The organism is Nocardia brasiliensis ATCC 700358, from assembly GCF_000250675.2.
GTDB classification, from domain to species: domain Bacteria; phylum Actinomycetota; class Actinomycetes; order Mycobacteriales; family Mycobacteriaceae; genus Nocardia; species Nocardia brasiliensis_B.
Genome location: NC_018681.1, coordinates 4,474,091 through 4,498,891 on the forward strand (window position 1 = coordinate 4,474,091; position 24,801 = coordinate 4,498,891).

The following is a 24,801-nucleotide window of genomic DNA, read 5'->3' on the forward strand; positions in this document are numbered from 1 at the left end:
GTCTCCTTCTTCCGCCGGCCGGGTAACCGCTCCGGTAAGTGTGAAGGTAAGGGGACACCATGGCTTAGAACATGTTCCGTCTTATTGGCTGGACATGTCACAGGGGCGACCGGGGCCGGTGGGGCTCCGTCACGAGCGAATGCGCCGCCACCTCACAGACCGGTCGCTCCAAACTTGTGAATTCTCCACACGATCTCCGCAGCCGGTGCCGCTCGACGGAGAAATTGTCGAGGATGATCACAACGTTGGACCATTCGAGAGGTACCGATCGATGAGCCAGGCCCCACGTTCGGCGGGGGGAGCGTCCCGCACCCGACTCGGGCGCGCATTCGGCGCCATGGCCGCCGGTGTGCTGTTGGTGGCGACCATGGCGGGAGCGGGCCACAGCGCGCCGCTCTATCCGGCCCCCGATCCCGATCCCTTCTACGCGACACCGGCGGATATCGCGGACCGGCAGCCGGGCGATGTGCTCGCCACCAAGGCGATGCCGCCGCTACCGATCTTCCCCGACACCACGGTGACCCTGGTGCGGTTCCGTTCCACCAGTTCCGAGGGCAAGCCCATCGCCGCGACCACCACGGTGCTCACGCCGCGTGCGCACGTGCCGGACGGGCCGCTGCTCTCGTTCCAGCACATCATCAACGGGCTCGGCGCCGAGTGCTCGGTGTCCAAGGTCCTCTACACCGGCGACCCGAACCTGGTCGTGCGGGAGGCGCCGGGCTGGAATGTGCTGCTGCAGCGCGGTTGGACGGTCGCGTTACCGGACCATCTCGGTCCCAACTTCGCCTACGGCGCCGCGAAACTCGGCGGGCAGATCACCCTCGACGGCATCCGTGCCATCAAACAGGTCGCCGAACTCGGTGTGCGGCACAGCAAGACCGCGATGGTCGGCTATTCCGGCGGCGGCATGGCCACCGCGTGGGCGGCCGCGCTGGCGCCGAAGTACGCGCCGGAGCTCGAGCTGGCGGGCGCCGCGATGGGCGGCGTGCCGATGAACCTGGTCAAGATGCTCGAAGCGCTCGGGCTCAGTTCGCATCCGGTGTTCGGTCTGGCACTGGCGGCCGGCCTCGGGTTGGAACGCGAATACCCCGACCGCTTTCCGCTCAGTGACCAGCTGAACGAGCGGGGCCTCGCGGCCCGCGCGCAGATCGCGAACAGTTGCACCAACGACATCTTGGCAGCGGGTGCCGGTCGCGGTGCGCTCGATTTCGCGAAGACCACCTCGATGATCAACGACAGCACCGCGCGCGGCGTGGTCGAGGAGAACAGCCTGGAACTCTACGACGGCGTGCCGAAAACGCCGGTGTTCGAGTGGCATTCGCCGATCGACGGCCTGATCCCGGTGGACGCGGTGGTGAACACCGACCGGCGCTGGTGTGCAGCGGGTGCGACCGTGCAGTCCGAGCAGATTCCGGTGCCCGATCACCTGACCGCGGCGGTGCTGGGCATACCGGCGGCGCTGGGCTGGCTGGACGCACGCTTCCGCGGGGAACGGGCGCCGAGCAACTGCTGAACGAACGGCCGCGACCGAGCCGAACGCCCGTGCCGGAACGGGTCTTCGGCTCGGTTGTTGCGGTTCGGCCACGTGTCTCCTACGACTCGGCCGCATTGCGGGGACCGCGTGGACCGGGCGGGTTAGCCTGACCATCTGGCCTCGGTAGCAAAGGGGACTTTCCGAGGGCCGAAGGTCGCATCTCCGGGCGCCAGGGTTACCCGATGTTCGCACCCAAAGGCGCGTGCCATGAGATGCTTTCCTGCCATTGCCGTGGCACTGCTGCTGATGTATCCGGCCATGACGGGACAGGCGGCCGCCGAGCCGCCGCCTGCCCCACCCGGCCTGCCCGCGTTGCCGCAGTTGCCGTCGCTGCCCGAACTCTTCCCGCAGCTTCTGGACGTGCCACTGCCGGACGCGCCGCCGCCGAACGCGCCTGTGCCCCTGCATGAATTGATCGATCAGGTGATTCCGCCGCCGCCGATCGCGGCCGCGCCGATCGAACCGTCGCCGGTATGGGAGGCGACCGGCGCGCCGGCGCCGGTGCTCGCGTTGCGGGCCGCGGTGCGGCCGGAGAACGTGGGCGATCCGATCTTCGACGCGTGGCCGGCGAACCTGGCGGACCTCGCGCTCGGCGAGGTCATCGAGGTCAGGGACGTCACCGCGACCACCGCACCCCTGCTGGTGCTGCCGATTCAGCGCGCGCAGTTGCTGAAGTACCGGACCACCGACGCCCACGGCAATCCCTCCTTCGCCACCGCGACCCTCGTGGTGCCCGCGGCGGCGTGGCCCGGTCCGGGTCCGCGGCCCGTGGTGGTGAACAACCTGCCGATCGATGCGCTCGGCCGGGTCTGCACGCCCGGATACACGCTGGCCCACGGCCTGAACTCGGAAACCAGCGTCACCGATTTCATTCCGCCCACCACCCATGTCGCGGCACTGCGCGGCTACGCGGTGCTCATCCCGGATCACGAGGGTCCGTGGATGGCCTATGCCGAGCCGGTCACCGCGGGCCATGCCGTGCTGGACGCGATCCGTGCGGTGCGTGCGCTGCTGCCGGAAGAGTTCGGCGCCAGCCGGTTCGGGCTCACCGGCTATTCGGGCGGCGCCATCGCGACGCACGGCGCGGTGAAGTTGATCGCGGGGTACGCGCCGGAGCTGACCGACCGCGTCGTCGGCGCGGCGCTGGGCGGGGTGCCCGCCGACTACGAGATCCTCGCGCGCAGCATGAACGGCAATCTCGCCTCGGCGGTCTTCCTGGCCGCGGTGTTCGGGATCGGCCGCGAACGACCGGAAATCCTCACCAGAATGAACAATCTGGCGCAGTGGGTGGCTACTTCGCCGCTGAAGAACGCCTGCGGCAGCACGTACGGGGCGATCGGTGTGCTGATGCTGCCGATCGATATCGCCGCGAACATCCCTGATCCCTTGCATTCCGCGCTCGCGACCGAGATCTACCGGGTGACGAGGATGTCCGGGATGCCTTCGGCGACACCGCTCTACATCTACAACGGAGAACAGGAGTTCTGGATCCCCGCCGAGGGGGCGCGCAATCTCTACCGCGAGCAGTGCGCGCTCGGCGTGCCGGCGGTATATCGGAGCGTGCCGGGCGAGCACATCATCGCGGCCGGGCTCGGCTACCCGGAGGCGATGCACTGGCTGGATCAACGGCTCCAAGGCATCAGCGCCCCGAACGAGTGCTGAACGTTTGCCGCGGTAGCGAGGGGCTGTCCAGCCCCCTGAACGGTTTTGTTACAGATCACGGCCGCGGCCGCGATGTATGACGGACGACCCACAACCCACGGGGGCGATCGGGCGGCGTCCGGACCCACCGCCCGCGCTGTGCGCCTCGGCCGCGGTTTCGGTAGTGTTGGCCGGTCCGGGCGAGCTAGACGCTTCGGATTCGCGAAAGAGGCACATGAACGACATCATGATCACCGCGTCGGAACAGGCACAGGCCCTGGTGGGCCGCCACTATCGGATGACCGAGCACTACGAGGTGGGGCGCGAGAAGATCCGCGAGTTCGCGCGGGCGGTCCAGGAGCAGCATCCGGCGCACTGGCACGAGGAAGCCGCGGCCGAACTCGGCTACGACGGCCTGCTCGCGCCGATGACCTTCACCTCGATCATGCTGATGTTGATGCAGCGCAAGATGTTCGAGTCGGTACTGACCGCCTACGACATCGGCCAGGTGCTGCAGACCGAGCAGGCGATCCAGGTGCATCGGCCGGTCCTGGCGGGCGACCGGCTCGAGTGCGTGTCGTATATCGAGTCGTTCCGGCAGTTCGGCGACAAAGACTTCATGGTGACCAAGAACGTGCTCACCAACCAGCACAAGGAACTGCTGCAGACCGCGACCTCGACCGCCGTGGCGCAGACCGGCGTGGCGATCGCCACCGAGCTGCGCAGCGCCGTCGACGGCGTCATCATGACCGGGCAGTCCGGGGCCGACCGGCTGGACGCGGCCGCGCGGCGGGCGAGCCTGGGCGAGGAATCCGGCATCGTCGAGTGCTTCGACGAAGCGCCCGTGGCCGATCCGCGCGATCGCGCCCGGACCCCGCGCACCGTGCCCCGCGTCGAGGACCTCTCGGTGGGCATGGAACTGCCGCCCCGTTCGGTCCTGCTCTCGCGCGGCGATCTGGTGAATTACGCGGGCGTGTCCGGTGATTCGAATCCGATCCACTTCAGCGACGAGGTCGCGCGCAGCGCGGGGCTGCCCGATGTGGTGGCGCACGGCCTGCTGACCATGGGCCTCGGCGCCGGATACCTCACCTCGTGGCTGGGCGACCCGGCCGCCGTCACCGGATACGGCGTGCGGTTCGCGGGGTTCGCGCCCGTCGCGGCGACCAAGGCGAGCGTGCTCGAATTCCGCGGCAAGATCAAAGATCTCGACGCGCAACGGCGCACGGCAACCATCGCGCTCACCGCCACCTGTGACGGCCGGAAGCTGTTCGGCCGTGCGACTGCCGACGTCGCGCTACGCTGACGGATCGGCGCAGCGCATCCGTCGCAAATCGAGCACGACTCGCCGTAGTAGCGCCAGGGTCTTTGGTCAGTAGAAACTGACAAGCTTCACATGGCAGACTCGGTGAATGCGTGCTGCGGAGGTACGACAGTCGACCGATACGTCGCGCGCCGGCGCGACGCCGGCGGGCGGACCCACCGTATTGCGCATGGTGCTCGGCGGTCGGCTGCGCAAACTTCGCGAGACGGCCGGCATCAGCCGGGAGGACGCGGGCGAGGCGATTCGCGGTTCGCATTCGAAGATCAGCAGGCTCGAACTCGGCCGTACCGGCTTCCGTGAGCGGGACCTGATCGATCTGCTGAACCTCTACCAGGTCACCGATCCGGCGGAAATAGACGAGTACCTGGAACTCGCGCGGCAGGCGAACGCGTCGGGCTGGTGGCATCGCGACAGTGATTGGCTGCCCAAGTGGTACGACACCTACCTGGGCTTGGAACAGGCGGCGACACTGGTCCGCTCGTACGAACCGCGGGCGGTGCCGGAACTGTTGCAGACACCGGACTACGCGCGTGCGCTGCTCTCGCTGGCGCATTCGGGGGAGCCGCAGGCCGCGATCGAACGACGGGTCGCGCTGCGCATGGGCCGGCAGGAGATCTTGGACCGCAAGCATCCGCCGCAGCTGTGGGTGGTCGTGGAAGAGGCCGCGCTGCGCCGCCCGATCGGCGGTTCCGCGGTGTGGAACGCTCAGATCGAGCATCTGCTGCGGGCGGTGACCCGGCCGAATGTCACCCTGCAGGTGCTGGCCGACCATGTCGGCGGCCCGGCGCTCGCCGAGGCCGCGTTCACCATGCTGCGCTTCGCTGAATCGGATCTGCCCGACATCGTCTATCTGCAGCAGCTCACCAGCGCGCTCTATTTGGAGAAGCAGGTCGACCTGGACGCGTATCGCGCTGTGGCGAACCAGCTTTCGGTGCATGCCGCACCGCCGGAGTACACCGTCGGCCTGCTGGAGGCACTGCGCAGGCGGCAGCCGCGGATTCTCGATCAGCCCGCGGGTCCGGCCTGATCCGCAACCGACCGCGAAGTATTGTCTCGGCGGGACAATAAGGTGGTAAGCTGCGGGTATGAGCGACACCGGTGTCGATCTCGATGGCCGTAGGCTGCGCACCAGGCGCAGCCGGGAAGCGCTGTCGCGCGCCGCGTTCGACCTGCTGAACGAGCGGGGTCTGGACGCGGTGGCCGTCGAGGACATCGCGGTACGGGCGGGTGTCACCCGGCGCACCTTCAGCCGGCATTTCGCGTCCATCACCGAGGCGGTGCTGGGCGAGGTCGATCAAGACGTGCACATCTTCAACGAGGCGCTCTGCCGTCGCCCGCTCGCAGAATCGCCGTTGGCCGCCTATCGCAACGCCGTGCACGACTGGTTCGACGCCGAATACGGCGGCGCGCGGTCGGCGCGGCTGGCCCGGCGGTGGACGTTATTCCAGCGATTCGAAGACGAGCCCGAATTGTTCGCCGGATATCAGCGAATCCGGGTCGAGGGTCAGCGAGAATCGGTGCGGATCATCGCCGGACGGCTCGGTGTCGACCCGGTGCACGACCTGCGTCCGGCCGCCGCGGTCGCCGCGGGCGCGGGCTTGTTGATGGCGGCATTGCAGACCTGGGCCGCCGGCGACGATCCGGATCGTTTGCCCGACCTGATCGACGGGTACTTCGACACCCTGGTCGCACTCACCACCGAATTCCGGAACGAGGAGTCACCGTCATGACCACAGGGTCGGTGAATATGTACCGCAGGACCTGCCGCCGCGTCGGGCTGGATCGAAACCCGATGCGCCGCAGAGAAGATCGCGTGCAAACCTGGGTCGCCGCCGGATTGCTGCTGTTGTTCGTGCTGCTCGTGCCGCTGCTGGTGCTGACCGTCGGCGCCACCGTGTACCGCACCGAAACCACTGCGGTGCAAGCGGAAATCGCCGAACTGCACCGGGTCGAGGCGGTGGTGACCGCGACCGGCAAGGCGCCGCTGTACGCGCCGATCATGCCCGCGAAGGTGGCCTGGACCGACGCCGACGGCATCGCGCACACCGAGGACTATCAATCCACCACGGTGGTGGAACCCGGTCAGAACGTGACGATTTGGCTCAACGGCGCCGGGCGGATCGTCGAGCCGCCGTCGGAAACCCAGGCCCTCAGCAAAGCGGTGCTGCTCACCGGCGGCGCTCTCTTCGGCACGGTGACGGTCCTCGTGGGGTGCTACCTCGCACTGCGTCACCGCCTCGATCGCAAGCGCCTGCGGATGTGGGAAATGGAATGGGCCACAGCCGATCTGCGCTGGGGTAGCCACAGCTGAACGAAAGTGCAGCGCGCCCGCCGACGAGGGTAGGGTGCAGGCGACGGGCCCGCTGCGGTGCCGGGTTCCATCGCGGCGAACGACGACCGGGCACGAAATAGACATTAAGGGGCGGTCGGCCGCCCCGGAATCCGGCCGGACAATCCCCGGAAATCTGACCAAGGAAGACCCGGTTGTGCTGTGAGACAACACAACCGGGGACGTCAACTCACACCGGCATCAGGCTGTGCTTGCGCGGATTCGGCTTCGCCGTGTCCTTCTCCCGCAGCAACCGCAGCGCCTTGCGAATCTCCAGGCGCGTCTGCGCCGGTTCGATGACCGCGTCCACATACCCGCGTTCGGCGGCGATCCAGGGCGTCGCGATGGTCGCGTTGTAGAAGTCGATCATCTGCTCGCGCGCGGCGGCGCGCTGCGCCACCGGGGTCGCCTCGAGCTGCTTGCGACCGATGATGCCGACCATGCTCTCCGCGCCCATCACCGCGATCCGCGCCGTCGGCCAGGCGAGACTGATATCGGCGCCGAGTTGCTTGCAGCCCATCACGGCGTAGCCGCCGCCGTAGGCCTTGCGGGTCACCACCGTCACGATCGGCACGGTCGCCTCGATCACCGCGCGGAAGAACCGTCCGCCGCGCTTGATGACACCGTTGCGTTCCTCCTCGACCCCGGGCAGCACGCCCGGGGTGTCGACGACGAACACCAGCGGCAGACCGAAGGCGTCGCACAACCGGATGAAATGGGTGGCCTTGTCCGAGCACTGTGCGTCCAGCGCGCCGCCGAGCACCTGCGGCTGGTTGGCGATCACGCCGACGCTGCGGCCGTCGACCCTGGCGAAGCCGGTGATCAGGTTCTGCGCGGTGGCCGCGGCCATCTCGTGGAATTCGCCGTCGTCGAACATCCGCAGCAGGATCTCGTGCATGTCGTAGCCGACCTTGTCCGAGTCCGGAATGATCGAGTTCAGCTCCAGGTCGTGCGCGGTGAGTTCCGGCTCCAGGCCCGGGTTCACCAGCGGCGGCTGTTCCAGGCAGCTGGTGGGCAGATAGCTCAGGTAGTTGCGCACCCAGTCGAACGCGGCCTGCTCATCGGGCGCGACGTGGTGCAGCGTGCCGTTCACGGCCTGGACGGCCGCGCCGCCGAGTTCCTCGGCGCTGACCACCTCGCCGGTGACCGCCTTGATCACCTCGGGGCCGGTGACGAACATGTACGACTTCTCGGTCGCCACGAGCACGTCCATGTTGACCGGGCCGTACACCGAACCGGCCGCGCACTTGCCGAGCATGATCGCCACCATCGGCACGTACCCGGACAGCTCCTCCTGGCGCCGGCACATCAGCGCGTACCAGGCCAGCGAGGTCACGGCGTCCTGGATGCGGGCGCCGCCGGAGTCGTTGATCGCGACCACGGGGCAGGCCTTCTCGTAGGCGAACTCCATCGCGGCCGCGACCTTGCGGCCGAACATCTCACCGACCGAGCCGCCGTGCACGGTCTGGTCGTGCGCGATCACCACGACGGGTCGTCCGTCGATGGTGCCGCGGCCGGTGACCACGCCGTCGCCGTACATCGCGTTGTTCGCGCCCGGCTGCCGGACCAGCTTGCCCATCTCTACGAAACTGCCGTTGTCGAGCAGCGCGCGCACCCGCTCCCGGGCGCTGGGTATGCCTTTGGCCTTGCGTTTCGCGATGCCGGTCTCGCCCGCGGGTTCCTCGGCCAGCTCCAGGATCCCCCGCAGCTCTTCCAGCTTGTCTCGCGTACCGCTCATATGTGGTGTAGCCCTTCGAAAACTTTGCCGCGTCGCCGGACGGGGGCGCAGCGCTCGATGGTATCCGTGGACCGTGTCGCTGCACACCTGCCGGTCGTTACCGATGGGACAGTGCACAGGTTTATCCGGCTCCCGCTCCGGTCCGGCCGGCCTCGGTGCGACCTGCGTACCCGGGCGCGAGTTGTGCGAACTACCAGTCGCCGCCGCAGGTTGCGATGAGTGTTCATGACAGCCGCGGCTTCACCTTTTGAAGGGCATGCGGCGGGTTCTAGGGTGGGCTCGACGCAGCGCCGGAATGCGCGGTCGGCGCTGCGTCATACTTTGGCGCCGAGGGGGATCGGGCATCGGCCGGATATCGCGGTGAACGTATTGTGTTGCCGGTCAACAGAAGAAATCCGCCGCGAAGCGACCGGTATGTCGAAAATCACTCGCAGGCTTGTGATTTCGCCCAATGAGAGCGGCGAAGGCTGATGACTTACCTGATTCCACCGGCGTATCCCGATTCGATCACGATTCGTCGCTAGCCTTTGTCAGTCATGACGGCTATGCGGATGAGTTCGGGCACCGAGAGTCTCGCGGCGAAACTGCTGGACTACTTGGCGCAGCACACTGGTGGTGGTCTGCACGGCGACGTCGCGCGGACCACGCGCAACTGCGTGGTGGCGGCGGTGGAGCGGCGGACGCCACGGTGGCAGGCGGCACTGGGCGAACCCCCCGAAATCGCGGGTATCGCAACGCGATCGGCGCGCGAGGGCGTCGCACTGGAAACGGTGCTCGGCGCCTACCACGACGAAATCCGTTCCGGCCTCGAATTCGTCGCGGCCGGCGCCGAGAACGACGAGGTGGTCGCGGGCGCACAATTGATCTTGCAGGTACTGGAAATGGTCACGCTCACCGCCTCGACCGCCTACGTGGACGAACATCGGCTGGTGGCCCGCGAACATCAGACCGCCGCGCAGACTTTGGTCGCCGCGCTGCTCGGCGGGCACGCGCTGGGGGAGCTGGCGGCGCAGACCGGGATCGCGATCGCCGCGCGGTATCAGGTGGTCGCGCTGCATATCCCGGCGCACCCGGACGAGCGAAGACCGGGTGCCGGCACCGTGGCCGCGCGGCGCAAACTGCGCAGGTTGCAGGCGGCGCTGGCCGATCCGCTCGGCTCCCGGGCCTTGCCGCTGCTCTCGGCGGCGGGCGGCACGATCCTGGTCCCGGTCGACGCCCCGCACGCCCGGGTCGGCGCGCCCGCGATGACGGCCGACGTGCTCACCCTGCTGAGCGAGGCCGCGGAGGTGTCGCTGACCGCGGTGGTGGCCACGGGCGAGACGGCGTGCATCCCCGAACTGGCCGCGCACACCCACGATCTGCTGGACCGGATGCGCGCGGCGGGCCGTCCGCCCGGGCTCTATCGCGTGTGTGAGCCGGTGGCCGCGCCCGATTGTGACGCGGAACAGCACGGCCGGGGGCCGGTCGTCACTTCCGCCAATGATCACGAAATAGGCCGTTCCGCCTGATATTTCCGCGTTATCGTCGAATTCGGCGCGCACACCGCGCCGGGCAGAGGAGTGCGAGTGACCACCGCGTCGACCGATACGGATATTCTCCGCGAACTGGAACCCGTCGCCGAGCGTCTGCTCAATGATCATCTGCGCAAGACGAAGGCGTGGCATCCGCACGACTACGTGCCCTGGGATGATGGGCGGAATTTCGCCGCACTCGGCGGCATCGATTGGGCGCCCGAGCAATCGAAGCTCACCGAGGTGGCCCGGATCGCGATGGTGACCAACCTGCTCACCGAAGACAATCTGCCCTCCTATCACCGGGAGATCTCGGAATCGTTCTCCCTGGACGGAGTGTGGGGCACCTGGGTGGGGCGGTGGACCGCCGAGGAGAACCGGCACGCCATTGTCATGCGCGACTATTTGGTGGTCACCCGCGCGGTGGATCCGGTGGCGCTGGAGCAGGCCAGGATGGCGCACATGACGACCGGTATCGCGAAACCCGTTAAAGGGCCGCAGTTTCTGCGTTCGGTCGCTTATGTGACACTCCAGGAATTGGCCACTCGAATCAGTCATCGGAACACCGGTATCGCGTGCAATGAGCCGGTCGCCGAGCGTATGCTGCAACGTATTGCCGCCGATGAAAACCTGCACATGATCTTTTATCGCAACCTCAGCGCCGCGGCACTCGATCTGCTGCCGAACGAGATGCTGCGTGCCGTCACGGATATCGTCACGCGCTTCCAGATGCCGGGCCTGACCCAGCCGAACTTCCGCCGTAACGCCGTCGTGCTGGCGAAACACGGCATCTACGACCTCCGGCAGCACCTGGACACAGTGGTGCAGCCGGTCTTACGGGCGTGGCGCGTGTTCGAGCGCACCGATCTGTCCGGCGACGGCGAACGCGCACGCGACGAGCTGGCGGCCTACCTCGACGAATTGGCGCAGCAGGCAACGCGATTCGAGGAGCACCGAGACCGGGCAGCGGCCAGACAGGCAGAACGAGCTGCCGCGGCGCAATGAGTACCCGAGGGCCGATCACCGCGGCGGCGATGGTAGCCATCGCCGTGCTGGCCGGTGTGCCCGCGCAGGCGGACGACGTGCCCGGTGTGCCGAGCGCGCCGCCGCCCGCGATCGATCCCGCCATGACCCGGACTGGTCTGCTGTCCATCGAGAGCGCCGGACCGCAGCGGGACCACCTGAAGATCGCGTCCGCGGCCATGCGCCGGGTGATCGAGGTGGACGTGTTGCGCGGCACCGGCGCGGCGCCGCGCCCGACGCTGTACCTGCTCGACGGCGTCGACGGTGAGACCACCTCGGGCTGGCTCAGCAAGGGCGGCGCGGCGGAGTTCTTCGCGGACAAGCCGGTGGACGTGGTGCTGACCAGCGGCGGTACCGGCAGCATGTACAGCGACTGGGTCCGTCACGACACCGCGCTCGGACTCAATCGGTGGGAGACCTTCCTGACCGAGGAACTGCCGCCGATCGTGGAATCGCTGCTGAAGGCCGACGGACGCCGGGCGATCGCGGGCGTGTCCATGGGCGCGCAGGCGGCGATGATGCTGGCGCAGCGCCATCCGGGCCGCTACCGCGCCGTCGCGGGCATGAGCGGCTGCTATTCCACCGCCGACCCGCTCGGCCACGCGGTCACCACGATCACCGTGGCCTCGCGCGGCGGTAATGTCGAAAACCTCTGGGGGCCACCGACTTCCCCGGAGTGGGCGGCGCACGACAGCCTGCTCGGCGCGTCGGCGCTGCGCGGCACCGCGATCTATCTGTCGGCCGCCACCGGCACGCCGACCGGCGCCGATCTGGTGTCGATCGCGCAGTCGCCGTCGATCGCCGACGCGCTGCGGCTGGCGGGCGGCGGCGCCGCGCTGGAAGCGGGGGCGCGCACCTGCACCGAACGCTTCGCGGGCCGGTTGGACGAGCTGAAGATCCCCGCCGTCGTCGAGTACGCGCCCGAGGGCATGCACACCTGGCCTGATTTCGAAGCCCAGCTGCCGCGGGCCTGGCGGGTACTGGCCGAGGCGCTGGCGCTGCCGTCGCCGAAATGACCCGGGGAATCACCGCTCGGCGCGCGCGTTGAGACAGGTATGACCTCGGCCCTTCCCTCCGTCCGGTTCTCCATCCTGGACCGCTCCCGCGTCCGGCGCGGCCAGAGCCATCCCGCGGCGTTGCGCGACACGATCGAGTTCGCGCGGCTCGCGGAGGAATGGGGTTATCACCGATTCTGGGTGTCGGAGCACCACGGCGTGCCCGGCGTCGCCGGGTCGGCCCCGACGGTGCTGGCCGCGGCCGCCGCGGCGGCGACCGAGCGCATCCGGATCGGCACCGGCGGGGTCATGCTGCCCAACCATCAGCCGTTGATCGTCGCCGAACAGTTCGGCGTGCTGGAATCGCTGTATCCGGGCCGGATCGACATGGGTCTGGGCCGCTCGGTCGGCTTCACCGACGGGGTCCGGCGCGCGCTCGGGCACGGCAAACGCGACGCCGACGACTTCGACGCGCAGCTGACCGAGGTGCTGGACTACTTCACCCACGGCCGCGACGGTGTGCACGGCTGGCCGGCCGAGGGGCTGCGGGTCCCGGCGTTCCTGCTGGCCACCGGGGCGGGAGCGGAGCGGGCGGCCCGGTTCGGGTTGCCCTTGGTGATCGCGGCGGTCGGCGGGCCGGACCGGATGATCGAGGCGATCGCCCGGTACCGGGGCGGTTTCCAGGCCACCGCGTGGGGTGCCGAGCCGTACGTCATGGTCTCGGGCTCGGTCGTGATCGCCGATACCACCGAGCAGGCGCGGCGGTTGCTGCTGCCGGAGGCGTGGTCGGCCGCGTACTCGCGCACGCGCGGGGAGTTCCCGGCTCTGATCCCGCCCGCGGAGATCGAGGCGATCAGCATGACCGAACGGGAACGCCGGCTTTTCGAGGATTCGTTGGCCGGGCACGTGCACGGCACCGAAGACGAGGTCGCCGAACAACTCGAGCAATGGGTGGGGGCCACCGGCGCCGACGAGATCCTGGTGCACACCAGCACCTTCGACCGCGCCGCGCGCCTGGAATCACACCGGCGGCTGGCCAGCGTGGCCGGATTGACCACAGCGCGAACGGAATCGGCCGCCTGAACACTCAGTCGGGCTGGGGCAACGCGACTTCGGCGGCCGCATAGCCGAATACCGTGCGGCCGCGGGACCGGGCGTCGATGGCGATGGTGGCACGGCGGCGCCGCGCGTCCACCGCGGTGACCCGGCCGGTGAATTCGATCTCGCAGGTCGTCGCCGGTGCGATCCGCAGATAGTGCGTGTAGTGCGCGAACTGGGCGCGTAGCCCGGTGATCGCGGCCGGGTCGCCCAGACGTGCGCTGACGAAGGCCGCGGCCAGGCCGAGTTTCAGCATGCTCGGTGCGGTGCTCGCGGGCAGCGTGTAGTCCGTGGCCGACGCTGCGCCGGGGGTGTCGGGGGCGCGGTCGCCGACGATCGCGGCGAAGTCTGCGATGTCGTCGCGGGAGAGCCGAACCGTCTGCGCGGGCAGTCTGGTGCCCACGCGCAACGGATGGAAAGTATTGTGGCGCAGCGGAAATGACGTTCGACGCGGAGAGTGACGCGGCGCGGGCACACGATGGTCGGTAGGCCGGGGGCGAGGCGAGGACTGCGCACGCGTCCCGATCGCGCGGACCGTCTCGGCGAGGCGCGGGCCGTTGGACCCGGTATGCGCGAGCAGCGAGGTGGCGCCGGTCTGCACCGGCGCGCCGTGCTGGTCGGTGAGCACACTCTTGATCGTCAGGACGTCGTAATCGGCGAACTGCCGAAATGATTCGACCATGAGATCGCCGGTGAGGCGATCGCCCGCGACCAACGGCCGCATGGCGTCGAACACTTGATCCGCGTGCAGAATTCGGGTCGGCCGATAGTCGGCGAGCACCGCATCCAGTAATTCGCTCTGGACATCGCCGAGAATGGCGCAGGCGAATGTCGCGGGCGCGACCAGGCCGGTGAATCCGAGCTCGGCGGCGGCGTCGGCACTCCAGTGCGCCGGATGGAAATCCTGGACGGCCCGGGCGAATTCGCGAATCCGGGCGGCATCGACCAGATAGGGCGTCGTCGCCCGGCACCGCTGGTCGGCCAGGGTCCACGTGTTCACCTCGATCATCGGCCCATACTCGGCCCGCGCGCGGCCGAAGGCTGCTGGTCGGCAGCTTTTCTGGAGAATTCACGATCCGCGGGCCGGTGTGTTTGGGAAATGCTCCGGCACCGGCGAACTGTGCCGTTTACCTAAGCCCGACAAGGACATTGGTGAGCTGTCCAGATACCCCGTCGTGAGCTAGGTCGCACTTTCCGGCGGATTTAGCGTTGGCGCAGTTTCCACGCTGTCGAGCGGAATTCGGCAGCGCGTCCGAACTCTTTTGCTCGAAATAGGAAGGTATGCAATGAAGCGAAGTACCTCAGGCCGTTCGTCGCTCGCGGCGGCGGTGATGCTGGGTGTTTCGGTGCTCGTGCTCGGCGTCGGCGGTGTCGGCGCGAACGCCGAACCCACCGCGCAACCGACCGAACAAGAGCTGGCCGATTACATCGCGGCGGGCCGCAAGGCCGCGCCGGTCGCGGACTCGGGCAGCTCGTCCGGTTCCGCGTGCAACTCCGGCAGTGGCGCGGGGTCGGGCAACGGCTCCGGCAACTGCTACGGCGGATCGGGGAGCAGTTCGGGGCTCTCGGGCGGATACGCCAGTGACACAGTCGGTTACGGACCGCCGATGACTTCCTGGCTGGCCGCCTTCGGCTACGGCCTGGCCAATCCCGACGCCGCGCCGCCCGGCGCCAACGACTGGAACTGCAAGCCGACCGCCGCGCATCCGCGACCGGTCGTGTTGCTGCACGGCACCTGGATGAACGCCTACAACGGTTACGCGTACATGGGCCAGCCGATCAAGGACGCGGGCTTCTGTACCTTCACGTTCAACTACGGCCGCTCCAGCGTGATCCAGGGCGGCGGACTCGGCGCGGTGCTGCCCGGCGTGATGGGCACCGGCTACATCCAGGATTCCGCCAAGCAGCTCGCCGTCTTTGTCGACCGGGTGCTCGCGGCCACCGGCACCAGTGAAGTCGACATCGTGGCGCACTCGCAGGGCGGCTCGATGGCGAACTGGTACACCAAGTTCGAAGGCGGGGCCGAGAAGACGAAGAATCTGATCACCTACGGCGCCACCCACCACGGCACCTCGCTCGACGGCATCGGCGCGCTCGGCCGGGCGATCAACAACCTCGGCATCGATATCCTCGGCTTCATCGAGATCTTCGTGGGGCACGCGGGTATCCAGCAGACGATCGGCTCGGACTTCGTCAATCAGCTCAATGCCAACGGCGACACCGTGCCCGGCGTCGACTACACGATCGTCGGTACCCGCTACGACGAGGTCACCAACCCGTACCCGCTGACGTTCCTGCAGCCCGGGCCGGGCGCCACGGTGCAGAACATCACCCTGCAGGACGGCTGCGAACAGGACCTTTCGGACCATTTGACGATGATGTATTCGCCGCGCTCGCTGTCCATCGCGCTGCGCGCGCTCGACCCGGTCGGTCATCCGAACCTGGAGTGCACATTCAACCCGTGGGTGGTCGGCGGCGGCGGTTCGCTGTAGCAACGCACGGGTGACGGACCGAGCGGCGATCGCACGCGCCGCTCGGTCTGTACTCGTTGTAGGGCACCTGAACGAGATTCACCGGCCATTGGCCGGGCTGTCGCATCGCCTCCATCGAGCGCTGTTTTGCTCGAAGTCGCGCCGATCCGGTGCGGGCAGGTCCGGGACCACGTGCAGGGGATCCGGGCCCGCCCGCACCGGATCGCGTTGTTGTGCGGCAGTTCTCGGCGAGGTGTGCAGTGGAAGGCGTGTGATGAGACGAAGGTCCGCCGGTCGGTGGCCGATCGCCGCGGTGTTGGTCGGTGTCGCGATGCTCGTGCTCGGGGTGACGGCCCCGGCCGCGGGCGCCGCACCGCCCGATCCGTCGGTGGCGGCGCGGCTCGCCGAGCTGATCGGTGTGCGCGGGCGGCCCGCACCGATCGCCGCGTCCGACGGCATCTCCGGCCTGTCCGGCGGATTCGCCAGTGACACCGTCGGTCACGGTCCGCCGCAACGTTCGTTCCTGGCGGCTTTCGGCTACGGCCTGTTCCATCCGGACGCGGCCCCGCCGGGCAGCAACGACTGGAGCTGCCGGCCGACCGCGGCGCATCCACGTCCGGTCGTGCTGCTGCACGGCACCTGGATGAACGCCTACAACAGCTTCGCGTACATGAGCAGGCCGCTACAGGACGCGGGCTTGTGCACCTTCGCCTTCAACTACGGCCGTTCCGGACCGATCCAGGGCGGGGGCGTGCCGCCGCTGCTGCCCGGCGTGATGGGCACCGGTGACATCGCGGATTCGGCCCGGCAGCTGGCCGGTTTCGTGGACCGGGTGCGCGCGGCCACCGGCGCGGCGCAGGTCGATTTCGTCGGCTACTCGCAGGGCGCGGCCATGGCGAACTGGTACACCAGGTTCGAGGGCGGCGCGGACAAAGTCGGGCATCTGGTCAGCTTCGGCGGCACGCACCACGGGACCACGCTCGACGGCATCGGCCTGCTCGGCCGGATGATCAACAACATCGGCCTGAACGTGATCGGCGCGGCCGGGGTCGTGGTGGGCGACGCGGCGATCCAGCAGACGGTCGGTTCGAACTTCGTCGGACGGCTGAACGCCGACGGCGACACGGTGCCCGGGATCGACTACACCGTGGTCGGCACCCGCTACGACGAGATCGTCACGCCCTACCAGTCGACCTTCCTGCGCCCGGTCGCGGGCGCGTCGGTCGCGGACATCACCCTGCAGGACGGCTGCGAGCAGGATCTCTCCGATCACCAGACGCTCATGTATTCGCCGCGCGCGCTCTCGATCGTGTTGCGCGCGCTCGACCCCGCCGGGCACCCCGATCTCGTCTGCACGTTCAACCCGTGGCTGATCGGCGGTGGCGGCGGCCTCTAAACCCCACCCGCGGGGGATCGCTTCTCCGAGCACAGGACTCCGGTCCGATGCTCACGAAGGAGAAGCACATCATGACCGCACCACTGTCGCTCGTCCCCGACGGTCCGCCCGGATTCGGCGGGGCACTGGCGACCTTCCATCGCACGGTCCGGCACGTGCGGGCCTACCCGGCCCATCTGGCCCGCCACGGCATCGATCCCGAAAACATCCGCACTCCAGCGGATTTCGCCGAGCTGCCGGTGGTCACCAAGGACAACTACCTGAAGGCGCACGCGCTCGCGGAACTGATGCCGCACGGCGACGTCAGCGAGGCGGGCACCTGGTCCAGCAGTTCGGGCTCCACGGGGAAGCCGACCTACTGGCCGCGGGAGCTGCTGTCGCTGCAGCACAGCCGGGAGTACTACGACCGCATCCTGCGCGCGTTCGACGCGCCGGGCCGGACGACGTTGCTGGTCAACGGTTTCGCGATGGGCACGTGGATCGGCGGCACCTACACCCATCACGGCGTGCTCGAAGCGCGCCGCCGGGGTCATCGGGTCTCGGTGGCCACGCCCGGCATCGATGTGGACGCGGTGCTCGCCACCATGGCCGATCTCGGCCCGCACTACGACCAGGTGGTGCTCGCCGCGTACCCGCCGTTCGCCCAGGACGTGCTGGACCACGCGCCGGCCGAGGTGCGCGCGCTGAAGCCCGCGCTGCTGCTCGCGGGGGAGAACATCACCGAGGCGTGGCGCGATCACGTGCTCGCCCGCACCGGGCAACCGGATCGGCCGGATCGCACCTGTGCGATCTACGGCACCGCCGACGCGGGCGTGATGGGGCACGAGACGCCGACCACCATCGCCATCCGGCGGCTCGCGCGCACCGACGCCCGCTTGCGCGCAGCGCTTTTCGGCGACGACGATCCCGCGTTGCCCACCTTCGTCGAGTACGACCCGCACCTGCGCTACACCGAGACCGATGCGCAGGGCCGGTTCCTGTTCACCGTCGACGGCGCCCTGCCGCTGGTGCGGTACCGGATCAACGACGAAGGGTCGATCCTGACCCCGTGGCAGGTCGCCGCGGCGCTGCGGCGCTGCGGGCATCGGATTCCGGTGCGCACCAACACCATCGGTGCGGGCTTTCTCGCACTGCACCGGCGGCGAGACGTCGCGGCCAGCTTCTACGCCGTGAAGCTCTACCCGGAAAGCATCCGCGCGGCACTGGAAAAGCCCGAGGTCGCCGCGCAGGTGACCGGAAAGTTCGTGCTGGCCACCGTGACCGGCGCCGCCTTCGAACAGACGCTGACCCTGCGGGTCGAGCTGCGGGCGGCGGCCGCAGCCGGTGCCGATTTCACCACCCGCCTCCGGCAGCTCGTGATCGCCGAACTGGAACGCAGCAACAGCGAATACCGCAGGCTGCGTGCCGTTCTCGGGACGGCCGCCGACCCCGTGGTCACCCTCGAGCCCTTCGGCGGCACCGCCTTCCGGTACACCGCCAAGCACAAGTACCTGGAGCAGAACCGATGATCGAGATCCTGGACCCCTTCGCCGATACCGCGCGGATCGCGCACCTGCTGCGGCCCGCCGCGCGCTACCACCTGGTCGACGCACACGCGGCGGCCGCGGCCGAGCTCGCCGCGATCGACCCCGCCGCGGCGGCGCTCACCACCCGATTCGTCGTCTATCCGTGGCGGCGCACCATCGTGCGCCTGCCCGAGTCGGCGGCGTTCTGGCGGCTGCGTACCGCGCGCAATCGGTATCTGCTCGACGAACCCGAACAGCGTGCCTGGTCGGCCGCGCTGGTCGGCGTCGCGGGTCTGAGCGTCGGCTGGTCGGCCCTGTCGGCCTGCGCGCTGACCGGCGCGCGCCGCTTCCGGCTGGCCGAGCACGATCGGCTGTCGGTCACCAACCTGAACCGGCTGCCCGCGTCGGTGTGCGATCTCGGGGTGCCGAAGCTGACCATCGCGCACCGCCGGGTGCTCGAAATCGACCCGTACAGTGAGGTTTCCGCCTTTCCGGACGGTTACACCCCGGCGGCGGCCGCGCAATTCCTCGGCACCGCGCCGAATGCGGAACCGCTGACTGTGCTGGTGGAAGAGATGGACGATCTCCCGGCGAAGATCGATATCCGCCGGCGCGCCCGGGCCGCGGGCATTCCGGTCGTCATGGCCACCGACAACGGGGACAACGCGATCCTCGACATAGAACGGTTCGATCTCGAGCCGCGGTACCCGATCTTCCACGGCAGGGTCGGCGACCTCGATGACCTCACCGCTGCCGACCTCGCGGACCCGGCCACCCGGGCGCGCGTGGCACAGCGCATCGTGGGCACCGAGCTGACGCCGCGCACCCGCTTCTCGCTGACCGAGGTGGGCCGGTCGCTCAACTCGTGGCCCCAGCTCGGCACGGCCGCGGCGGTGGCAGGTGCGGCGGCCGCGTACGCCGCGCGGCTGGTGGCCACGGGGCACCCGCTACCGTCCGGGCGCTACCGGATCGACCTCGACCGGGCGCTGCTCGGGAGCGGCGCCGAGGCAGCCGGGAACTGGAACGAACTGAGCGAGCCCGCGTTTCGGGCCGCGATGGCGCGCGGAGGTGAGCGATCGTGACCGAGTGGCGGTGTGCGCGTTCAGTCTTCGGGCTCGACCGGCGGCATCGTGCCGGTGTGCCCGTGAATCCAGATGGGCGTGATGGCGTGCCGGCTGATCCGCCATCCGTGCTCGCGGCGTTCGGCTCGAAAGACATACCGGCTGCCCAGCATTCGGTGCTCGTCGGGCCGCTCGCCCACGGGGACGAACACCGCGAGCACGTCGGCGGTCACCGTCGCCGCGGCGCCGTCCGCGTCGATCACCAGTCCGGAGACGAAATGCTGGGTGGCCGCGTATATCTCGTGGTTGCGCCGGGCGAGCTCGATGATCGCGGCGGCGCCGCTCGACCGGCCCGCGGGCGTCTCGAGCGTCGCGTCGGCGGTGTACACCGCGGCCAGGCCGTCGAAGTTCCTGGTGTCCAGGCACTGGGTGACCGCGGTGACGAGATCGTGCAGTTCCGCGCGGTCGAGCAGGTCCTCGATACGCCGGGCATTCGACGTCATGTCGACAAACTAGTGCAGTCCGGGCGGTCGCGTCGAGGTAATTGTCCGCAACGGTCGCGGCGCGGGGTGCGGCGATGAACGCGCTGCGGCGCGCGGTGATCACCGCCTGCGCGCTCACCCGGACCACGGACCTGGTGGCCGGGTACACGGGCGCGCGCTGGTTCGTGCCCGAGGTGCTGATCCCGCGGTTCGCGGCGCTGGGCGGTTTCGACGCCACGGTGTTCACCGCGCAGCTCGCGGCGGTCCGGGCCTTCGACGACGTGCGGTGGACCGCATACTGGCAGCGGCTGGCCGACGAGCGGCTCGCGGCGGCGTACCGAGGTCTGACGACGGTGGCCGCGGAGCAGGGGGAGCGGCTGCCGGATCCGCTCATGCTGTTCGGGCACGGGGCCGCGCGCAGCGCCGAGCAACTCGGCAGGCTGGTGGGGCCGGTCGCGGAGTTCGTCGGCGATCGGGGGCCTGCGCCGCGGCGTGACGTGATCGACGGGGCGCTGCAGGCGGCCGCGCCGCTCGATGCGGCGCGAATCATCGCGCTGGACAGCTTGTTGCAGGCCATCGCCTTCCAGATCGTCGCCGCCTGGCCCGGTGCGACACCGGCGCGGCTGCGGGCGTATCGACGGGCACGCTCGCTCTCCGAACTGTTGCTCACGGCGGTCGGGCCCGCGCTCGGGCTGGACATCGCCGTAATCGAGATATCGGCCGGGAACGAAAGCGTCCGTGCCGTAACGATTTTCCCGCGCGGCACGCGGCGTTGCCCGGTGTTGCTCGTGACGAACGGTCTGGACGGCACCGTGGGGGAGCTGGCACTGCCGCTGCTGAAGTATCGGAACACCGGGCTCGGCTTGCTGATCATGGAACAACCGGGAAGTTACGCCGGTGCGCGGCCGGGTCCGGTGGCAGCGCCCGAGGTCTACCGCGCGGTGCTCGACTATCTGAGCGCGCACCGTCGAGTGGCCGCCGGCCGAATCGCGATGTTCGGCATGAGTTTCGGCGGCTACTGGGCGGCACGGACGGCCGCCGTAGACGCCAGGGTGCGGTGTGTGGTGTGCTCCGGCGCACCCGCGCACCGCGCGTTCGGCCCGGCCGGCGCGTTCGGGGTGCCGGAGCCCGTGCTACGGGCCATGGGCGTCGCGCTCGGCGCGCGAACCCTGCGCCGGATCGGGGCCGAGCTCGCCACGCTGTCGCTGCGCCGATGGTATGCCGACATCGGGATACCCATGCTGGTCATCGGCGGTGACTGCGACAAGGTGGTCGACAGCGGGGACGCGCGGGAACTCGCGGCCGCGGTCCCGAACGCCACCTTGCGCCTGTATCCAGGGGACGACCACTGTGCCCCAGCGCATTTCGTGGAGTGGCTGGACATGGCCCTGCACTGGCTGACCGCCCACCTCGGGGTGGGACAGCCCGCTATCGGCGCCGAAGCCCGTTCAGCACCAGTGTGCTGACGAATTCGGCGTTCGCGTCGGGGTCGACCGACCGGCGGGTGAAACAGCGCAGCAACAGGGTGTTGGTGAGGAGCGCGGCGAGTTCCTGCGGGGGCTGATCGTCGGCGAACACGCCCGTGCCCTGGGCCTCGGTGAGGATCGGGACGAGGAGGCCGGGGAAGTCGAGTTCGCGCCGGATCGAGATCAACCCGTCCTCCTCGGCGTAGGTGTCGTGGGCGACCGCGGCCATCAGCGCGTCCATGAACGCGCGCTCGGCGGCGACCAGGCGGGCGCAGCGGACGAAGTGGCGGTGCACGATCGCCACCGCGTCGTAGCCGATCGCCGCGTCGTCGGCGATATCGAGTCGCAGCGAGGCGTACGCCGGTTTCAGCGCGTCCAGGATGAGCTGCGTCTTGGTCGGGAAGATCCGTTTGGCCTTGTCCAGCGGGACTCGCGCCTCGGTCGCGATCGCCTCGATACCGGTCATGAAGTAGCCGCGTTTGGTGAACTCCGTCCGGGCGGCGCTCAGCAACGCCGCGCGCGGTTCGCTCGGCAATGCGGTCGGCAAAGCGGGTGCGGCGGCCAGCGCGGTGAGCGCGTCCTCGATGTGCTCGTGCCGCTGCTCGGTGTCCACCGCGACGTTCAGCACGCCGAGCACCGCCGCGGCGACGAGTTCGGCGGGTACCGCCGCCGGCTCGACCCGACGCCGGATGAGGAACCCCTCCAGCAGCGCGGACAACACCACGCAGAAGCTCTCTTTGGTGAGCGGTTTACGCAGTGTCGCACCGGATTTGGCGAACAGTACCTCGAAGATCGCCAGGATGAGCTGATCGGTGTGCCGATAGGTCGCCTGCAGGCCGCCGCGCGGTGCGGTCGGCCCGAGCGTGTGCGCGAGCAGCCGGGTGGTCGCATTCCGGTCCGAACACGCGGCGTCGAAATGAGTGATCACCAGTTCCCGGACCGCGCGGATGCGGTCGCCGTCCGCGGCGTCGAGCGCCTGGCGCGCGCACTCGCAGACGTCGGCCGTGCGGACCCTGGCGTCGTCGATCAGTTGGTCGAGCACCCGGACCAGGAACCGGGATTTGGTGGCGAACTTGCGGTAGAAGGTGGCGTTCGAGGAGTTCGCGCGGTCGATCACCTCCTCGATGCGCAGCCCGCCGTCCATTAGCTTGGCGGGCTGCTCGAGCAGCACCTGCAAGCCGGCGTGGACGAGTTCGGCAGCCGCGCGGTCATCGACGGGAATGAGTGTGCTCCTGACTGGCTGTCCCGCGGTCGCGAGACGCGGAGGTGTCGGTGGGTTGATCCGGACACACCGGCGAGCCGTTACGCCACACCTGAGAGTGATCGCTCTCGAGTGACGGCGATCGGTCCGCGCGCTGGCAGTGACGTGCGGATCATTGCGCGGTTACATAGGCGGTGCCCCCATGGATTCGTTGTGTACCGGGGGATTTCGGATAGTGAAGCGAAGGAACGAGCGATGCGTACCGTGGCCGGAAACGAGAACGAACCGCAGCGTGCCGCGGCCGAGACCACTCCGTTGCTGAGTAGTCGCGAAACCCAGGTATTGCTCGCCTGGTTCCACGCGGACTCGAAGAATGTCGTTGCGGCGCAGCTGTTCATCGCGCTCGGTACGGTGAACACGCACCTGTCCCGGATCAGGGACAAGTACGCGGCGGCAGGCCGGCCCGCGCCGACCAAAGCGTCGCTGGTGGCCCGCGCCCTGCAGGACGGCCTCATCGATATCGATGATCTGTGAGCACCTCGTCTTTCACTCGGTGATCGTCGCGCACTGCGCCGACATCGTCGCGGCGATATCGGTCGCGGTGAGCGTCGCCGACGTGCACGCGGCGAGATACTCGGCCCAGGAGCTCTCCTGCTCCACGAAGGTCTCGGACTGCGTTGTCGCGCAGAAGAACTGAGCCGAGGCCACCTTGTCGTCCAGTCCGAAGACCACGTCGACGGCCACCTCGCGCTGTGCGGCGACGGTGATCGCGGCGATCGCCCGGCGGCCGATCACATGTTTGGCGTGCACCTTCGCCAGGGTGAGATCCCGGACCCGCGGCGTACTGATCCCGACGACGTTGCCGTAGTGCCATCGGCGCCCCGTCTGCCCGCCCGCCTGTCCGGCGGCGGCGTGTACCGCGAGAATGAGCTCGCTGAGCGCCGCGGCGGCAACTGCCACCTCATACGTTTGTCGACGGTTCACCTCGGTGCCCAAACCTTCCGCCTGCGGTCGCGTTGATAGTGGCCCGGCGACCGAGTTCAGAATAAACAATGCCCTGGGAATTCCTTGGGCGCCGTTGGTCTGCAACGACGGTGCGGTCCTCGCCGGATGCCCGTTCCGTTTCGTCCGCTAACACTTGACGTTGTCACTATTCGGCAACGTTGTCTGTCGGTCAAATGTCCGACACCGCCGCTCGGGTTATCGGGGAGCGTGACCCTCGGTGACCGGTGTCGGCAACCGCTCCAGGCCGGGCAGCGTGCCGAGCGGAATCGCTTGGGCGGCAACGAAGACGTCGGCGAAACCCACCGGTACGCGCGCGCCCACCGTGCCGATACCGAACTGCCACGGCGGCCGCAGGGCGCCCTGCGGCCCGCTCACCCGCTTCGCGATCTGCGTGGTGGTGAAATCGGTGTCGCAGTGCGGGAAGCAGTGGACGGCGACCGCTGATCCGCCGGGCCCGTCCAAGGCCATCCACATGATCGCGCTGCGGCCCGGAAAGCAGCCGACATACGGCGATTCCGAGGCGAGCCGGGTGGTGTGGAAGGCGGGGGCCGCGTCGGCGAGAGCCGTGAAACAGCGCCGGATATCACCGGGGCCGTAGATCAGGAGGCTGAGCCCGGCCTGATCGAGCCCGATGAAGGTGGCCTGCTTGGGATTGCCCTCGTCGCGTGGATCGAGCAGCGCGACCCGGCCGGGTCCGGTGCTCGGATGTGCGGTCCGCGGCCGGTGTCCGAACAGTGCCATCGCTCATCGCCCCTGGTAGCTCTGTAGGATCTGGATCTTCTTGTCCAAGTAGCGCTTCAGCACGTTCGCGTTGTTGTCGAAGGTGGCGACCGAGCGCAGCACCTGTTCGAGATCACGCTCGAACTGGTCCTTGACGCTGTCGCGCCACTCGGCGCCGCGCAGCGAGGAGCGCACCCGGGTGATCGCCTGATTGATCTCCCGCTGCGACCGATCGATATCGCCCTTGAGCTTCTTGAGCGAATCCGGGTTCGCCTGAATGGAACTCATCGTTTCTCCTTGTCGG

23 protein-coding genes are annotated in these 24,801 nt (G+C 68.8%); 16 read left to right on the plus strand and 7 right to left on the minus strand.

The window, feature by feature from the left end; genetic code table 11:
* The first annotated feature begins 271 nt into the window (after nucleotides 1-271).
* From O3I_RS20135 to O3I_RS20160, 6 genes are all read left to right on the plus strand, one after another.
* Nucleotides 272-1,513: a lipase family protein gene (locus O3I_RS20135; RefSeq protein ID WP_141691793.1), complete on the plus strand. Its 1,242-nt coding sequence runs from the start codon at nucleotides 272-274 to the stop codon at nucleotides 1,511-1,513.
* Between the two features lie 228 nt (nucleotides 1,514-1,741).
* Nucleotides 1,742-3,196 carry a lipase family protein gene (locus O3I_RS20140; protein WP_041562731.1) on the plus strand — a complete coding sequence of 485 codons (1,455 nt, stop codon included), beginning with the start codon at nucleotides 1,742-1,744 and terminating at the stop codon, nucleotides 3,194-3,196.
* A gap of 214 nt (nucleotides 3,197-3,410) precedes the next feature.
* The gene (locus tag O3I_RS20145) at nucleotides 3,411-4,478 is read left to right on the plus strand and encodes a fused (3R)-hydroxyacyl-ACP dehydratase subunits HadA/HadB (protein WP_014984811.1); all 1,068 of its coding nucleotides are present in this window, start codon (nucleotides 3,411-3,413) and stop codon (nucleotides 4,476-4,478) included.
* 106 nt (nucleotides 4,479-4,584) lie between these two features.
* A complete protein-coding gene (locus tag O3I_RS20150) occupies nucleotides 4,585-5,523 on the plus strand; it encodes a helix-turn-helix domain-containing protein (RefSeq protein ID WP_014984812.1) in 939 nt (312 codons plus the stop codon).
* 58 nt (nucleotides 5,524-5,581) lie between these two features.
* Nucleotides 5,582-6,226: a TetR/AcrR family transcriptional regulator gene (locus tag O3I_RS20155; protein ID WP_014984813.1), complete on the plus strand. Its 645-nt coding sequence runs from the start codon at nucleotides 5,582-5,584 to the stop codon at nucleotides 6,224-6,226.
* On the plus strand, nucleotides 6,223-6,807 hold the full coding sequence (locus O3I_RS20160; RefSeq protein WP_014984814.1) for an Rv1733c family protein: 585 nt from the start codon (nucleotides 6,223-6,225) through the stop codon (nucleotides 6,805-6,807). Before O3I_RS20155 ends, O3I_RS20160 begins: the two co-directional genes overlap by 4 nt.
* A 208-nt stretch (nucleotides 6,808-7,015) precedes the next feature.
* Here the strand turns inward: O3I_RS20160 and O3I_RS20165 are convergent, their stop codons facing one another.
* Nucleotides 7,016-8,563 carry an acyl-CoA carboxylase subunit beta gene (locus tag O3I_RS20165; RefSeq protein ID WP_014984815.1) on the minus strand — a complete coding sequence of 516 codons (1,548 nt, stop codon included), beginning with the start codon at nucleotides 8,561-8,563 and terminating at the stop codon, nucleotides 7,016-7,018.
* A 536-nt stretch (nucleotides 8,564-9,099) separates the two neighbouring features.
* Between O3I_RS20165 and O3I_RS20170 the strand changes: the two genes are divergently transcribed.
* The 4 genes from O3I_RS20170 to O3I_RS20185 are packed head-to-tail and all read left to right on the plus strand — an operon-like array spanning nucleotide 9,100 to nucleotide 13,175.
* Nucleotides 9,100-10,071: a transcriptional regulator gene (locus O3I_RS20170; RefSeq protein ID WP_141691794.1), complete on the plus strand. Its 972-nt coding sequence runs from the start codon at nucleotides 9,100-9,102 to the stop codon at nucleotides 10,069-10,071.
* Between the two features lie 57 nt (nucleotides 10,072-10,128).
* On the plus strand, nucleotides 10,129-11,079 hold the full coding sequence (locus O3I_RS20175) for an acyl-ACP desaturase (RefSeq protein ID WP_014984817.1): 951 nt from the start codon (nucleotides 10,129-10,131) through the stop codon (nucleotides 11,077-11,079).
* Entirely contained in the window at nucleotides 11,076-12,113 is a 1,038-nt protein-coding gene (locus tag O3I_RS20180) for an alpha/beta hydrolase (RefSeq protein WP_014984818.1), read from the plus strand. The genes O3I_RS20175 and O3I_RS20180 overlap by 4 nt, the downstream gene beginning before the upstream one ends.
* 39 nt (nucleotides 12,114-12,152) lie before the next feature.
* Nucleotides 12,153-13,175 carry an LLM class flavin-dependent oxidoreductase gene (locus O3I_RS20185; RefSeq protein WP_014984819.1) on the plus strand — a complete coding sequence of 341 codons (1,023 nt, stop codon included), beginning with the start codon at nucleotides 12,153-12,155 and terminating at the stop codon, nucleotides 13,173-13,175.
* A gap of 4 nt (nucleotides 13,176-13,179) precedes the next feature.
* Here the strand turns inward: O3I_RS20185 and O3I_RS20190 are convergent, their stop codons facing one another.
* Entirely contained in the window at nucleotides 13,180-14,199 is a 1,020-nt protein-coding gene (locus tag O3I_RS20190; RefSeq protein WP_014984820.1) for an FAS1-like dehydratase domain-containing protein, read from the minus strand.
* Nucleotides 14,200-14,521: 322 nt separating this feature from the next.
* Here O3I_RS20190 and O3I_RS20195 point away from each other — a divergent pair, with 322 nt between their 5' ends.
* From O3I_RS20195 to O3I_RS20210, 4 genes are all read left to right on the plus strand, one after another.
* Nucleotides 14,522-15,682, plus strand: coding sequence for an esterase/lipase family protein (locus tag O3I_RS20195; RefSeq protein WP_041564063.1), 1,161 nt, complete (start codon nucleotides 14,522-14,524; stop codon nucleotides 15,680-15,682).
* Nucleotides 15,683-15,935: 253 nt separating this feature from the next.
* Entirely contained in the window at nucleotides 15,936-17,057 is a 1,122-nt protein-coding gene (locus tag O3I_RS20200; protein ID WP_014984822.1) for an esterase/lipase family protein, read from the plus strand.
* A gap of 71 nt (nucleotides 17,058-17,128) precedes the next feature.
* Nucleotides 17,129-18,565 carry a phenylacetate--CoA ligase family protein gene (locus O3I_RS20205; RefSeq protein ID WP_141691947.1) on the plus strand — a complete coding sequence of 479 codons (1,437 nt, stop codon included), beginning with the start codon at nucleotides 17,129-17,131 and terminating at the stop codon, nucleotides 18,563-18,565.
* Complete coding sequence (locus O3I_RS20210; RefSeq protein WP_014984824.1) at nucleotides 18,562-19,644, plus strand: ThiF family adenylyltransferase; 1,083 nt, start codon at nucleotides 18,562-18,564, stop codon at nucleotides 19,642-19,644. Before O3I_RS20205 ends, O3I_RS20210 begins: the two co-directional genes overlap by 4 nt.
* A gap of 20 nt (nucleotides 19,645-19,664) precedes the next feature.
* Here the strand turns inward: O3I_RS20210 and O3I_RS20215 are convergent, their stop codons facing one another.
* A complete protein-coding gene (locus tag O3I_RS20215; protein ID WP_014984825.1) occupies nucleotides 19,665-20,126 on the minus strand; it encodes a nuclear transport factor 2 family protein in 462 nt (153 codons plus the stop codon).
* Between the two features lie 74 nt (nucleotides 20,127-20,200).
* Here O3I_RS20215 and O3I_RS20220 point away from each other — a divergent pair, with 74 nt between their 5' ends.
* Nucleotides 20,201-21,571, plus strand: a complete 1,371-nt coding sequence (locus O3I_RS20220) for an alpha/beta hydrolase family protein (protein ID WP_014984826.1) — start codon at nucleotides 20,201-20,203, stop codon at nucleotides 21,569-21,571.
* Here the strand turns inward: O3I_RS20220 and O3I_RS20225 are convergent.
* The gene (locus O3I_RS20225) at nucleotides 21,534-22,742 is read right to left on the minus strand and encodes a TetR family transcriptional regulator (protein ID WP_237748337.1); all 1,209 of its coding nucleotides are present in this window, start codon (nucleotides 22,740-22,742) and stop codon (nucleotides 21,534-21,536) included. The two genes, O3I_RS20220 and O3I_RS20225, sit on opposite strands and share 38 nt — an antisense overlap.
* Nucleotides 22,743-23,027: 285 nt before the next feature.
* On the opposite strand from O3I_RS20225, the gene O3I_RS20230 reads away from it, so the two are divergent.
* Nucleotides 23,028-23,306 carry a LuxR C-terminal-related transcriptional regulator gene (locus O3I_RS20230; protein WP_014984828.1) on the plus strand — a complete coding sequence of 93 codons (279 nt, stop codon included), beginning with the start codon at nucleotides 23,028-23,030 and terminating at the stop codon, nucleotides 23,304-23,306.
* Between the two features lie 12 nt (nucleotides 23,307-23,318).
* On the opposite strand, the gene O3I_RS20235 is transcribed toward O3I_RS20230, so the two are convergent.
* The 3 genes from O3I_RS20235 to O3I_RS20245 form a co-directional block, all read right to left on the minus strand.
* On the minus strand, nucleotides 23,319-23,756 hold the full coding sequence (locus O3I_RS20235; protein ID WP_141691946.1) for a hypothetical protein: 438 nt from the start codon (nucleotides 23,754-23,756) through the stop codon (nucleotides 23,319-23,321).
* 216 nt (nucleotides 23,757-23,972) lie between these two features.
* Nucleotides 23,973-24,518 carry a hypothetical protein gene (locus O3I_RS20240; protein ID WP_014984830.1) on the minus strand — a complete coding sequence of 182 codons (546 nt, stop codon included), beginning with the start codon at nucleotides 24,516-24,518 and terminating at the stop codon, nucleotides 23,973-23,975.
* A 3-nt stretch (nucleotides 24,519-24,521) separates the two neighbouring features.
* Nucleotides 24,522-24,785: a hypothetical protein gene (locus O3I_RS20245; RefSeq protein ID WP_014984831.1), complete on the minus strand. Its 264-nt coding sequence runs from the start codon at nucleotides 24,783-24,785 to the stop codon at nucleotides 24,522-24,524.
* Between the last annotated feature and the right edge of the window lie 16 nt (nucleotides 24,786-24,801).

Bases quoted from the DNA above. Each gene is read 5' to 3' on its own strand.
- O3I_RS20135 (WP_141691793.1), top strand. From the start codon at position 272: ATGAGCCAGGCCCCACGTTCGGCGGGGGGAGCGTCCCGCACCCGACTC.
- O3I_RS20140 (WP_041562731.1), top strand. From the start codon at position 1,742: ATGAGATGCTTTCCTGCCATTGCCGTGGCACTGCTGCTGATGTATCCG.
- O3I_RS20145 (WP_014984811.1), top strand. From the start codon at position 3,411: ATGAACGACATCATGATCACCGCGTCGGAACAGGCACAGGCCCTGGTG.
- O3I_RS20150 (WP_014984812.1), top strand. From the start codon at position 4,585: ATGCGTGCTGCGGAGGTACGACAGTCGACCGATACGTCGCGCGCCGGC.
- O3I_RS20155 (WP_014984813.1), top strand. From the start codon at position 5,582: ATGAGCGACACCGGTGTCGATCTCGATGGCCGTAGGCTGCGCACCAGG.
- O3I_RS20160 (WP_014984814.1), top strand. From the start codon at position 6,223: ATGACCACAGGGTCGGTGAATATGTACCGCAGGACCTGCCGCCGCGTC.
- O3I_RS20165 (WP_014984815.1), bottom strand. From the start codon at position 8,563: ATGAGCGGTACGCGAGACAAGCTGGAAGAGCTGCGGGGGATCCTGGAG.
- O3I_RS20170 (WP_141691794.1), top strand. From the start codon at position 9,100: ATGACGGCTATGCGGATGAGTTCGGGCACCGAGAGTCTCGCGGCGAAA.
- O3I_RS20180 (WP_014984818.1), top strand. From the start codon at position 11,076: ATGAGTACCCGAGGGCCGATCACCGCGGCGGCGATGGTAGCCATCGCC.
- O3I_RS20185 (WP_014984819.1), top strand. From the start codon at position 12,153: ATGACCTCGGCCCTTCCCTCCGTCCGGTTCTCCATCCTGGACCGCTCC.
- O3I_RS20190 (WP_014984820.1), bottom strand. From the start codon at position 14,199: ATGATCGAGGTGAACACGTGGACCCTGGCCGACCAGCGGTGCCGGGCG.
- O3I_RS20195 (WP_041564063.1), top strand. From the start codon at position 14,522: ATGCTGGGTGTTTCGGTGCTCGTGCTCGGCGTCGGCGGTGTCGGCGCG.
- O3I_RS20200 (WP_014984822.1), top strand. From the start codon at position 15,936: ATGAGACGAAGGTCCGCCGGTCGGTGGCCGATCGCCGCGGTGTTGGTC.
- O3I_RS20205 (WP_141691947.1), top strand. From the start codon at position 17,129: ATGACCGCACCACTGTCGCTCGTCCCCGACGGTCCGCCCGGATTCGGC.
- O3I_RS20210 (WP_014984824.1), top strand. From the start codon at position 18,562: ATGATCGAGATCCTGGACCCCTTCGCCGATACCGCGCGGATCGCGCAC.
- O3I_RS20215 (WP_014984825.1), bottom strand. From the start codon at position 20,126: ATGACGTCGAATGCCCGGCGTATCGAGGACCTGCTCGACCGCGCGGAA.
- O3I_RS20220 (WP_014984826.1), top strand. From the start codon at position 20,201: ATGAACGCGCTGCGGCGCGCGGTGATCACCGCCTGCGCGCTCACCCGG.
- O3I_RS20230 (WP_014984828.1), top strand. From the start codon at position 23,028: ATGCGTACCGTGGCCGGAAACGAGAACGAACCGCAGCGTGCCGCGGCC.
- O3I_RS20240 (WP_014984830.1), bottom strand. From the start codon at position 24,518: ATGGCACTGTTCGGACACCGGCCGCGGACCGCACATCCGAGCACCGGA.
- O3I_RS20245 (WP_014984831.1), bottom strand. From the start codon at position 24,785: ATGAGTTCCATTCAGGCGAACCCGGATTCGCTCAAGAAGCTCAAGGGC.